The organism is Microbulbifer sp. JSM ZJ756 (assembly GCF_044383805.1).
Classification (GTDB): Bacteria; Pseudomonadota; Gammaproteobacteria; order Pseudomonadales; family Cellvibrionaceae; genus Microbulbifer; species Microbulbifer zhoushanensis.
Genome location: NZ_JBISER010000001.1, coordinates 512,428 through 524,705, shown reverse-complemented (window position 1 = coordinate 524,705; position 12,278 = coordinate 512,428). Strand labels below are relative to the sequence as shown.

Sequence of the window (12,278 nt, the reverse complement as noted above, 5' to 3'; positions counted from 1 at the left end):
CTGCCGGTCTGCTCAAAAGTTCGCCGCCCAGCCAGGCGCATACCAGCTGGCGGGCGGCCAAGGCGATGATGATGCGCGGCCACAAGCTGCGAAGACTATAAGGATAAGTCGGCCAACCATTCCTGCCGGCGCCACTGAGTGAACTTTGGAGGTTTTGTGTGAATATGGCCACGGTGATCACCGATAGCCGCGAGGAGCTGGTTGAACAGGTCAGCGTATTAATCCGCGAGAAGCTGGGTGACAAGGCGGAACCGGTGGTGGCATTTGCCGAGCAGTTCCTGCACCAGTACCCGCTCGAGGACCTTGCCGGCCGGCGTATGGCCGATGTCTACGGTTGTATTTACACCTGGTGGGACTTTATCCAGCAGCGGACCCCGGGCAAGCCGAAGGTGCGGGTTTTCAATCCCCGCCTCGAGGATGACGGCTGGGAATGCTCCCACACGGTGGTGGGCGTCCTGCAGCGGGATATGCCGTTCCTGGTGGACTCCGTCCGTATCGAAATCAACCGCCGCGATACGGTTATCCACTCTATCAAGAGTACGGTGCTGCATCTGGAGCGCACCGCCAAGGGCAAGCTGAAGAAACTGCTGCCCCGCCTCAAGCCCGATGACGACGTGCCCGTCGGCGCCACTTCCGAGGCGCTGGTCTACGTGGAAATCAACCTGGACACCTCCGCCGGCCGCCACGCCGACCTGTCATCGGCCCTGGAAGACGTGCTGGGTGATGTCGAGCTGGTTGTTGATGACTATGTGCCGATGCTGGATACCTGCAGCGCCATGGAGGACCAGCTGCATAACGGCGTGGCCGAGGACGACGCCAACCTGCAGGAGGCCTGTGCGTTCCTGCAGTGGATGCGCGATGGCAACTTCACCTTCCTCGGTTACCGCGAGTACGAATTTACCCAGCAGGGGGATCGCAAGGTCCTGTGTGAGGTCGAGAACCGCCGGCTGGGGATTTTCAAGAAGCTAGAAGAGTCAGCAGAACCCACCCCGGAAGCTGCCTTTAACGAAGGCAAGCAGCGTTTTTACCAGGGGCCCAACTACCTGACGTTCGCCAAGTCCTCGGTGAAATCACGGGTTCATCGCGCCGCCTATTCCGATTATGTGACCATCAAGCGCTACGATGCCGAAGGTGAAGTGATTGGCGAGTCCGCGATCATGGGGCTCTATACTTCGCCGGTTTATACCGAGAGCCCGGTCAAGATCCCGATTATTCGCCGCAAGATCGCCTCGATCATGGAATCCAGCGGTCTTTCCCCGCACAGCCACGACGGCAAGGCGCTGCGCCGCATACTGGATACCTTTCCGCGGGATGAGTTGTTCCAGAGCAGTACACAGGGATTGTTCGATACGGTGATGGGCGTGCTGAGCATGAACGAGCGAGCCCACATCCGGCTGTTCATGCGTCGCGATCCTTTTGGCAAGTTTGTTACCGCAACCGTTTATGTACCGCGGGAACAATTCAACAGTGATGTCCGCGAGGAGATCTGCGCGCATATCGCCAAGGCGATCGATGCCCGTGAATCCGAATTTACCACTTATTTTTCTGAATCCATTCTTGCAAGGGTGCATTTCGTATTCCGGGTCGACCCGGCCGAGACCCTGGAGATTGACGAGGCGCGACTGGAGGCGCAGATCGTGGATATAACCCGTTCCTGGGAAGACGTTTTCCATAAGTCCCTGGTTGAGAGTCACGGCGAGGAAGAGGGCAACCGACTCTACGGTGTCTACGGTCGCGCCTTCCCGGCCGGCTACCGCGAGGACTTCGAGCCTCGTATCGCGGTGCAGGATATCTCCTCAATGGCGGAGCTGAACCCCCACAACCGCGTCGCGATGAGCTTTTACCAGCCGGTGGGCGCTGCCCCGGGCAGCCTGCGTTTCAAAGTGTTCAACTGGGGCGGCAACCTGCCACTTTCGGATGTAATTCCGGTGCTCGAGCACCTGGGCCTGCGGGTGATGGGCGAGTTCCCCTATACCATCCGGCCGAAAGGCGTCAGCGATGTATGGATGCACGAGTTCCACCTGGAGTTCGGCCTGCCGACCCGCATCGATGCCCAGGCATCCCGCAATCTGTTCCAGGATGCCTTCGCGGCCATCTGGAATGGTGTTGCCGAGAGTGACGGGTTCAACCGGCTGGTGCTGGCGGCGCGCCTGAACTGGCGCGAGGTCACCATGCTGCGTGCCTACGCCCGTTACCTGAAGCAGACCAAGTTCAGCGGCAGCCAGCCCTATATCGCGGCCACACTCGCCAATCATGTGGAGATTACCCGTAACCTGGTAGCCCTGTTCCGGGCCATGTTCGATCCGCGGGTGGGCAGCAGCAACAAGCAGGACCAGACGCGGGTAGAGCGCCTGGTCAAGAAGATCCACGATGGCCTCGACAAGGTGGACAACCTGAACGAGGACCAGGTACTGCGTCGCTACCTGGACCTGATCCTTGCCACCCTGCGCACCAACTTCTTCCAGCCGGCCGAGGACGACAAACCCAAGGATTACATCTCCATCAAGTTCAGCCCGCGCAATATCCCGGGCCTGCCGGAGCCGCGGCCGGAGTTCGAGATTTTCGTCTACTCGCCCCAGGTCGAGGGTGTCCACCTGCGGGGCGGCAAAGTGGCCCGCGGCGGGCTGCGCTGGTCCGACCGGCTGGAGGATTTCCGTACCGAGGTCCTGGGCCTGGTGAAAGCCCAGAATGTGAAGAATGCGGTGATTGTGCCCAGTGGCGCCAAGGGCGGCTTTGTGGTGCGCCGCCCACCGTCGGATGGTGGTCGCGAAGCCATGCTCGAGGCGGGAATCAATTGCTACAAGACATTTATTCGCGGCCTGCTGGATATTACCGACAACCTCAAGGAGGGCGAGGTGCTGCCCCCCGAGCAGGTGGTACGCCGGGATGCGGACGACCCCTACCTGGTTGTGGCGGCGGACAAGGGCACCGCGAGCTTCTCCGATATCGCCAACGGCATTGCCGCGGAATACGACTTCTGGCTGGGTGATGCATTCGCATCCGGAGGCAGCCAGGGCTATGACCACAAGAAGATGGGGATCACCGCCCGCGGCGCCTGGGTCTCAGTACAGCGCCATTTCCGCGAGATGGGCGTGAATGTCCAGGAAGAGGACTTCTCGGTAATCGGCATTGGCGATATGGGGGGGGATGTCTTTGGCAATGGCATGCTGCTGTCCGAACACATCTGCCTGAAAGGCGCGTTCAACCACCTGCATATTTTCGTTGACCCCAACCCGGATGCCGCCACCAGCTTTGCCGAACGCAAGCGGCTGTTTGATATGCCCCGGTCCAGCTGGACGGATTACGATACTTCGCTGATCTCAAAGGGCGGCGGTATTTTTGACCGGAGTGCAAAGTCGATCGCGATTACACCGGAAATGAAAGAGGCCTTTGCGATCGAGGCGGACAAGCTCAACCCGAACGAGCTGATCAACGCGATGCTGAAGGCCCCGGTGGACCTGATCTGGAACGGTGGCATTGGCACCTACGTCAAGGGCTCGACGGAATCACACCCGCAGGTGGGCGACAAGGCCAACGACAACCTGCGCGTGGACGGCCATGAACTCCGTGCACGCGTGTTTGGCGAGGGCGGGAACCTGGGCATGACCCAGCGTGGCCGGATTGAGTTCGCCCTGAAAGGTGGCCGTTGTAATACCGACTTCATCGACAATGCCGGCGGCGTGGACTGTTCGGACCACGAGGTGAATATCAAGATTCTCCTCGACAAGGTGGTGGCCAATGGCGATCTCACCGGCAAGCAGCGCAACCAGATGCTGGAGGAAATGACCGAGTCGGTGTCGGAGCTGGTGCTGCACAACAACTACGAGCAGACCCAGGCCCTCAGTGTTGCCGAGCGGCAGGTGCCGGAGCGCCTCGACGAGTATCGCCGCACCATCAACGCCCTGGAGAGTGAGGGCCGCCTGCGCCGCGCACTGGAGTTTATCCCGGACAACGAGCAGATCAACGAGCGCCAGAACAAGGGGCAGTACCTGACGCGTCCCGAGCTGTCGGTACTGATCTCCTACGTCAAGGTGAAGCTCAAGGAAGAGCTGCTGGAGGCGGCGATCATCGAGAACCCGCGGGTGCTGGAAGCCGTGGAATCGGCGTTCCCCGAGGAGCTGGTGGCGCGCTACCGGGAGATGGTTTACGACCATCCCCTGCGCCGCCAGATAGTGGCGACCCAGGTGGCCAATGAGATGGTCAACAATATGGGGATCACTTTCTACCACCGCATCAGTGGTGCAACCGGAGCGGATATCGATAGCATCGCCGCCGCTTACATCAGTGCCCGTGACGTCTACCTCATGGACGACTTCCAGGAGGCTATCGCGGCGCTGGATTACCAGGTGTCGGCAGACCTGCAGCTGGAATTGCTGAACTCGATGATCGGCCGCGTGCGCCGTGCCGCGCGCTGGTTTATCCGCAATCGCCGCAGTGACCTGGATGCTACTGATGGGCAGATGCCGTACCGGGATTCGGTACAGCGGGTGATCAAGGCCCTGCCGGAGGTCCTGAGCGGCCGTCCCAGGCAGTTGTGGGAGGAGAAGTACGAGGAACTGCTGGCTGGCGGTATCCCGGAGGGTGTCGCACTGCTTGCGGCTTCCCCCACCTACCTGTACTCCGCCCTGGGTATCTCCGAGTCGGCGCGGGTCAGCAACCGCCCGGTGGAAGAGGTGGCGCGGATCTACTTCCAGCTGGCCGACGCACTGGACCTGCCCTGGTTCGGCGGCCAGATCATCGACCTCCCGGTGGAGAGCTTCTGGCATGCACAGGCGCGCGAGACCAGCATGGATGACTTGGACAACCAGCTGAGCAGCCTGGCGGTGAACATCCTGCGCCTGGCGGCGGAGAGCGATCTCGATGTGGATGGCGCGATGGACCGCTGGAAGGCTATCATGGCGCCCGCAATCCAGCGCTGGAATGGCATCCTGGCCGAGCTGCGGGCAGCACCGAGCACGGATTTCGCGATGTTCACGGTGGCCCTGCGGGAGTTGATGTACCTGGCCAATGCCACCGCCGACCAGGAAAGCCTTACGGATCCGGACGAGATCCCGGCTGGATAAGTGATACACGGTAAGACATTCAGGTAACGAGAGAGCATGTATTCGTATCTACGCAAGGCCCTGTTCGCCCTCGATCCGGAGCGGGCGCACCATATTTCCATGGATGGTATCGGGGCCGCGGAGCGGCTGGGACTACTGTCACTGTTTGCTGACCCGCCGGCCGACGACCCGGTGGAGGTCATGGGGCTGACCCTGCCCAATCCGGTAGGCCTGGCTGCAGGCCTCGACAAGAATGCGCAGGCATTCAATGGGCTGGGCGCCCTGGGTTTTGGCTTCGTCGAGGTCGGCACAGTGACACCGCGGCCACAGCCCGGCAACCCCTCGCCACGGATCTTCCGCCTGGAAGAGGCCGAGGCGATCATCAACCGGATGGGGTTCAATAACGAGGGCGTGGATTACCTGGTGGAGCGCGTGCGTCGCCGTCGCTACGGCGGGGTGCTGGGCATCAATGTAGGCAAGAACTTCGATACCCCGGTTGAGCGGGCAGCGGACGACTACTGCCACTGCATGGAGAAAGTCTATCCGTACGCGGACTACATCACCGCCAATGTCTCATCCCCCAACACCAAGGGGCTGCGGGACCTGCAGTTCGGGGAAAGCCTCAATAGCCTGCTGGATGCGCTGAAGACCAAGCAGGCGCAGCTGGCACAGGATGGCGATCGCTATGTCCCCCTGGCAGTGAAAATTGCCCCCGACATGGAGGAGGAGGCGATTGCCGAAGTGGCCGCCGCACTGCGCAAGTACGAGATCGATGGGGTGATAGCCACAAACACGACTGTCGACAAGTCAGCCGTCAGTGATTTACCCCATGGCCAGGAAGAGGGCGGCCTGAGTGGTCGGCCGCTGGCGGAACGGTCGACCAATGTAATCCGGATCCTGTCCGGCGAGCTACAGGGAGCCCTGCCGATTATTGGTGTCGGCGGTATCTTTGATGGCGAGAGTGCGGTGGAGAAGGTCCGCGCGGGTGCCACCGCGGTACAGATCTACACGGGCTTCATTTATCGCGGGCCGGCGGTCATTCGCGAGGCGGTCGAGGCGATTGCGCTGCTGCGTCGCCAGGGTGGTATCGATGAAAAGCGTGCCGCCCAGCCCCAGGCGGAAGGTGAGAATCGCTAGGACCCTGGAGTCGGGTTCCCTGGTGGGCGTCGGGGGATGGTATAAATCGGGCCGGAACGCGCCCGGAGGCTGATCCCAGCCACCGGGCGCCTGCCTTTATTCAGACGGTGCTCCACCCGTTGGGATGGTGGATATTGGTACTTACGGTGCGGTAGGTTTCTAGTTTCTGGGCCTTCGTGGAGTCCCCAAATCCGTTCCAGTAATCCTGGCGGCCGTCGCGCCATCCATTTACCCATTCCTGGTGAAGGTATCCGCTCATGTAGGGACAGCTGTCCATGGGTCTTCTCTGGGTGGCGGCAAGGTATCCCTTGCAAAAGGCTCTGCTGGACTGGTTACGTTTTTGGCGTTTCATCGTATACAGCACCTCTCGGTCAGTTTGGGCTGGTTGTTACGGACCTTCTGGCCCGCAGATGGTCTTTGCGTACTTTTTATGGTCCTTTATCCCTAAGCTTAGTGAAAGTTATGGCCGGGTTGCCGCCTGGTGGTTAGTTCTGTATTGCTGTTTCTAGATTACTGTGGCCACCGGGGAATCCAAGCATTCTCCCCGGGTTGGAAGCGCGGGACGCAAACAGGCGACTGTCATTGGAAAGTGTTGCCTGTAAGCCTGTCGGGTAAGACAGCATCAAGTATATTTTTAAGCATTCATGGCCCCCGGAAATAGTATGTACGGGACCGTTTATTGGTGACCGGTCAGCCTGAGGCGTTGAATTTCACATTCTGGCTTTGTGCTGTGGAACAGCCGCTGGGCGCAATAAGTGGGTCGCAGGAGCCGGTCTCTGGAACAGTTTGCCGGGAGCTGCACAGGTTCCCGCCCTGACTCTGGCGATTGCCGGTAATTGTGTTCCGGCGTTTGTTTTATCTGGATTTCCAGTAGAGCAGAATGTTGCCTTTGTGTGAATGATCGCTTGGGTCTCAAAAACCTGATTGATAGAAGAAACCGCTATAGCCGTTTCTGAACAGCAAATAGAGCGTGGAAGAGAAGTTTTGCCAAAAGATATGATCCCCCTGACTGCAACCTGCCCCCGTGGTCTCGAAGGCCTGCTTGCGAGTGAACTGCAGGCCCTGGGCGCGGTGGAGTTGCGGGAGCAGCCGGCTGCGGTGCATTTTGCCGGTGACCTGGAGCTGGCATACCGGTGTTGCCTCTGGAGCCGACTGGCGAACCGGGTGTTGCTGCGTCTCGACCGGACCACAGTGCGCACTGCCGATGACCTGTACCGTGCAGTGGCGGCACTGCCCTGGGAGGAGCATATCAATCCCAGCGGCAAGCTCTGGCTGCAGTTCTCCGGTACCAACCGCGAAATTCGCAACAGCCAGTTCGGCGCGCAGAAGGCCAAGGATGCCGTGGTTGACCGGCTTCGGCAGAAGACCGGGGAGCGGCCGTTGGTAGACCGGAACCAACCGGACCTGACAGTTGCACTGCGCCTGCAGCGGGATTCACTCGATATTGCCCTCGACCTGAGTGGGGATAGTCTCCACAGGCGCGGCTACCGCACACATATCGGCGCCGCGCCGCTCAAGGAAAACCTGGCGGCGGCCCTGCTGCTGCGCAGTGGCTGGCCGGATATTGCGGCAAACGGCGGGGCTTTGCTCGACCCCATGTGTGGCTCGGGCACGATTTTGATTGAAGGTGCCATGATGGCCGCGGATATTGCACCGGGACTGTTGCGGGGGAGCTTTGGTTTCGAGCGCTGGCTCAACCACCAGAGTGATGTCTGGAATCGCCTCCGGGAGGAGGCCCTGGAGCGCCGCCGGAACGGCATGCAGCGGCAACTTCCCGAGATCCGCGGCTATGACGCCGACGCCAAGGTGCTGTTCGCGGCTGAGGCCAATATTGCGCGGGCCGGCCTGGAGCGCCAGGTCCGGGTCAGTTGCCGGCCGGTCGCCGCCTTCAAGGTGCCCAGCCATCGCGAGATCAAGCCGGGCCTGGTGTTAACCAATCCTCCCTACGGAGAGCGCCTGGGAGAGCAGGAGGCCCTGCGGGAGACCTATGCCGAGCTGGGACGCCAGCTCAAGGCAGAGTTCCCGGGCTGGCTGGTGGGTATCTTTACCGGGAACCCAGAGCTTGGCCATGCTACCGGCTTGCGTTCCCACAAGCAGTACAAACTCTACAACGGCAGTATCCCCAGCCAGTTATTACTGTTCGAGATCCGTGCCGCTGCGGAGGCTGGCGGGCAGGCTGGTACTGGCGGCCCGCGCCTGTCGGCAGAGGCAGAGATGGTGGCCAACCGGCTACGCAAGAACCTCCGGACAACCGGTAAATGGGCCCGCAAGGGCGGTCTCAGCTGCTACCGCCTTTACGACGCGGACTTGCCCGAGTACGCCGCGGCAATTGACCTCTATCGCTCACTGGAGGGAGAAGACTTCGCCCACGTGCAGGAGTACCGCGCCCCGGCACAGATACCCGAGGAAAAGGCCCGGGCCCGCCTGCGGGAACTGGTGCGCGCGGTAGAAGCGGTGCTCGACATCCCGCAACGCAATATCAGTATCAAGGAGCGACGCCGTCACAGCCACAAGGGCCGTGGCAGCCAGTACCAGCGTCGCGATGACTCCGGCAGGTCTTTCTGGGTTGAGGAGTACGGTGCCGAGTTCGAGGTTAATCTCTGGGATTACCTCGATACCGGGATATTCCTGGATCACCGCCCGGTCCGGCAACACCTGAGAACGCTGGCTTCAGGCAAGAAACTGCTGAACCTGTTCTGCTATACCGGTACCGCCACAGTGCAGGCGGCCCTGGGCGGGTGCGCGCAGAGTACTAGCGTCGATATGTCCAAAACCTACCAGGCCTGGGCGGCACGTAACTTCCGTCGCAATGGCCTGGATCCGTACCGCCACCAGTTGGTAGAGGCGGATTGCCTGCAATGGTTGCAGTCCGCACAGCAAAATCGCCGCGGGGAGTACGACCTGATTTTCCTGGATCCGCCGAGTTTCTCGAATTCTGCCAGGATGCGTGGCGTGCTCGATATCCAGCGTGACCATGAATCCCTGATTCGCCAGTGCATGGCCCTGCTGGCACCGTCCGGGACGCTGCTGTTCTCCAACAACCTGCGCAGTTTCAAGATGGGGGAGGGTGTCTCGGGAGAGTTTGCGGTGAGGGAACTGTCCAGCCAACTGCTGGACCGGGATTTCCAGCGCAACCCGAAGATCCATAATGTCTGGGAAATACGCCGGGGTTGATCGCTTTACGGGGGGAGCGCCGGCCGTTTAAGGGCGGCTCTGGCGTTCGGGCACTGAATAGGCCATGCCTCGACATTCCAGGTACACCCGGCAAGTGCCCAGCGCAGCCTTGCCGCAGCTTTCTACCACAATGCCGTTGCCGCCCATGTCGTGCACCCGTTGCTTCATCTTGCGAACGAGGTCCGAGCGCTCCGGTTCCGGTGCGTCGATGCGGTCCTGGCATGCAGAAGAATCCACAAAGCCGAGTGAAACCGCATCGTAGCGGCCGATCTCCACGGGCGAGTATTCCCGCACTCCGGCGCTGGCGATACGGCTCTTGGCATAGGGGCCCACATTCGTCCGGAAGTCGACGCCGTTGCAGCCGGCCATAAGGCCGGCAACCAGAAGGTAAGTCGTAAATTGCGGGATCTTTCTCACGGCCTGTTTCCTGTCCAGTAATTCACCCGGGTTCAGTCGAGTTCCATGACTACACGAAACCCAATCTCTTTCGACATGGAAATCTCGTTTTGCCCGGCCCGGTGCACGGAGCTCACGTTGTATAGCGGATCGCGCATGGAGCCGCCGCGCACGGTGCGCAGGTTGCAGTTTTTCACCTTTGCCGGCTGGCCGTCACTGCGGGCATTCTGGTAGTCGGCCACGAAGCAGTCCCGGGTCCACTCGGCGACATTGCCCGCAGTATCAAAAAGCCCGAAGCCGTTGGCCGCATAGTGGCCTACAGGAGCGCTGCCGGCCCGGAAAATGCCCACGAATTCGCTGTCGCAGCCACGCCGGCAATTGGCCTTACCCCTGGGGTCTGCATCGCCCCACCAGAAAGGTTGCGTTTCACCGCCGCGGGCCGCGTATTCCCATTCGGCCTCGCTTGGCAGGCGAAAGCGTTTGCCGGTCTGCTCCGAAAGCCAGCGTGTGTAGGCCTGTGCATCTCTCCACGAAACATTGATGACGGGGCGGTGCTCGCGGCCCCAGCCCTCGTCGCCCGGCAGTGCGGCACCGGTGGCTTCCGCGAAACGGTCGTACTGGTTGAAGGTGATTTCGTGCCGGGAAATCGCGAACGGCTGCTCAATGGAAACCCGGTGCTCGGGACTCGCCGAAGCCCGTTTGTCATCTCCCATGGTAAAGCTGCCGGGCCCAACGATTACCAGGCTGGGCGAGCTGCCACCATCGGCAAGGGCAGGGCGCAATACCTCGCCGCGCGGGTAACTGCGCGCGAGCCGGATGGAGACATCCCGGTCTGCATTGCTGATCTGGATCCAGCGGCGTTCGGTGTTATAACCGGGCCTGCTCACCTCCACATCGTAGCGTCCCGGCGCCAGTGCCATGCCGGCCTCGTACCGGGGGGCAATATTCATGATCCGGACCTGCGCGTTGGCGGGGCGGGTCCTGACATTGAGCGTGAACTTTTCCGCACCGCCCGGGGCTGCTTCGGCTGCTGTCTCGGTCCCAGCCCCAGTCCCGGGATCCTCGCCGGTCTCCGCGCCAGTCGCGTCCGCGACTAATCCGCTCCCCGCTGGTTGGGTGTCTCCTGCAGCTTCCCCGGGTGAATCGGCTGGCTGCTCTGCAATGACTGCTCCGGATTCGGCTTCATTCCCTGCCGGGCCAGTGGTGTCAGTCTCCCCGGCGGGTTGCTGGTTTCCCTGGTCGGTTGTAGCTGCTGCAGCGGCGACCGGTTGGGAGTCGCCGGCGGGGGGTGCCTCGGGTGTGTCTACCGGATCGTCCTGTGGTTCGGGTAGCAGTAACCTTGCCGTGAATTCGCTGGCACTGCTAATAGCGGAATCATCCGACCACCAGTCGTACTGGTAGCTGAGCAGGCTGAACAGGATCCAGGCGACCAGCAGCCCGCCGGCGGTTACCGAGCCGAAGGTCCACTGTTGTACTTTTTTCCTGGGGGCCTGCTGGATCACCTCCTGGATCCGCATGATGGTGGCCTGCTCGGCGCGCGGATGGTTGGTGTGCAGGGGTTTGTCCCGCCAGCGGGCCCAGGCTGCGGCGATGTGGTCGCGGGCGGTGCCGTACAGGGTCATGATGAGGGCGCGCACCAGGCTAGAGGTACGCACGGCGGTGTTGTTCAGCTGGGTGGCCCGGGGCGAGGGCTTGCCCGCCAGCGTGGCGATCAGCTGGTCGATGGCGTCGACTACATCGAGTCCACGCTGGAAGCGATCCTGCGGGTCCTTCGCCAGGAAACGGTCGATCAATCCCTGGTACAGGGAGTGCCGGGCCGGCAGGCGCGGCACCGGGTCGGTGAGGTGTTTGATGGCGATAGCCACCGCCTCATCGGCCTGGAAGGGCACGACACTGGTGAGCATTTCATAAAAAACAATGCCGAGGCTGTAGATATCGGCGCGGCCGTCGATGGCCGCCCCACGTGCCTGCTCCGGACTCATGTAGTGCGGGGTGCCCACCACCATTCCACTGCTGGTCATACGGGTGGTGCGCGCCACGGCGCGGGCGACGCCAAAATCCGTCAGGACCGCGGACCCGTCCTCCCTGAAGAGGATGTTTTCCGGTTTCAGGTCCCGGTGTACGTACCCCTTGCCGTGGGCGTGGTCCAGGGCAAGGGCGATCTGCCGCGTGATATTGAGGGCGTCCATCGGGTCGATGACACCGTTGGAGAACCGGTCGGATACAGAGCCGCCCGGCATAAAGTCCATGGCGATATAGTTGAGGCTGCGAAAGCGGCCGATATCGTGGATGCCGACAATATTGGGGTGTGACAGTTGGCCAACAATATTGGCTTCGCGCTGGAAACGCTCACTGAAAATCGGGTCGGCGTTCAGGACCGGCGACATCACCTTGAGTGCCACCTGCCGGCCCACGCTGCGCTGTACCGCCAGGTACACGGTAGACATCCCGCCCTGGTTGATCTTCTTCAGGATGCGGTAACCCGGTATCTCCAGCGTGTTGTTACTGTTGCTGACAACCTCCATCGAT

At 61.4% G+C, this 12,278-nt stretch carries 6 protein-coding genes; 3 read left to right on the top strand and 3 right to left on the bottom strand.

Annotated features, from left to right (window positions below; genetic code table 11):
• Positions 1 to 164: 164 nt before the first annotated feature.
• The gene (locus tag ACH6CX_RS02270) at positions 165 to 5,063 is read left to right on the top strand and encodes an NAD-glutamate dehydrogenase (protein WP_233006756.1); all 4,899 of its coding nucleotides are present in this window, start codon (positions 165 to 167) and stop codon (positions 5,061 to 5,063) included.
• Positions 5,064 to 5,099: 36 nt separating this feature from the next.
• On the top strand, positions 5,100 to 6,179 hold the full coding sequence (locus ACH6CX_RS02265; RefSeq protein WP_232942791.1) for a quinone-dependent dihydroorotate dehydrogenase: 1,080 nt from the start codon (positions 5,100 to 5,102) through the stop codon (positions 6,177 to 6,179).
• Positions 6,180 to 6,279: 100 nt separating this feature from the next.
• Here the strand turns inward: ACH6CX_RS02265 and rmf are convergent, their stop codons facing one another.
• Positions 6,280 to 6,531: a ribosome modulation factor gene (gene rmf, locus ACH6CX_RS02260; RefSeq protein WP_232942790.1), complete on the bottom strand. Its 252-nt coding sequence runs from the start codon at positions 6,529 to 6,531 to the stop codon at positions 6,280 to 6,282.
• Between the two features lie 644 nt (positions 6,532 to 7,175).
• On the opposite strand from rmf, the gene rlmKL reads away from it, so the two are divergent.
• Positions 7,176 to 9,353 (top strand): bifunctional 23S rRNA (guanine(2069)-N(7))-methyltransferase RlmK/23S rRNA (guanine(2445)-N(2))-methyltransferase RlmL, encoded by a 2,178-nt coding sequence (rlmKL, locus tag ACH6CX_RS02255; RefSeq protein ID WP_396674871.1) that lies wholly within the window; start codon positions 7,176 to 7,178, stop codon positions 9,351 to 9,353.
• 27 nt (positions 9,354 to 9,380) lie between these two features.
• Here rlmKL and ACH6CX_RS02250 read toward each other — a convergent pair whose 3' ends face one another.
• Both ACH6CX_RS02250 and ACH6CX_RS02245 read right to left on the bottom strand, forming a co-directional pair.
• A complete protein-coding gene (locus ACH6CX_RS02250) occupies positions 9,381 to 9,770 on the bottom strand; it encodes a hypothetical protein (RefSeq protein WP_232942789.1) in 390 nt (129 codons plus the stop codon).
• 32 nt (positions 9,771 to 9,802) lie between these two features.
• The gene (locus ACH6CX_RS02245; RefSeq protein ID WP_237061637.1) at positions 9,803 to 12,274 is read right to left on the bottom strand and encodes a bifunctional serine/threonine-protein kinase/formylglycine-generating enzyme family protein; all 2,472 of its coding nucleotides are present in this window, start codon (positions 12,272 to 12,274) and stop codon (positions 9,803 to 9,805) included.
• Positions 12,275 to 12,278 lie beyond the last annotated feature (4 nt).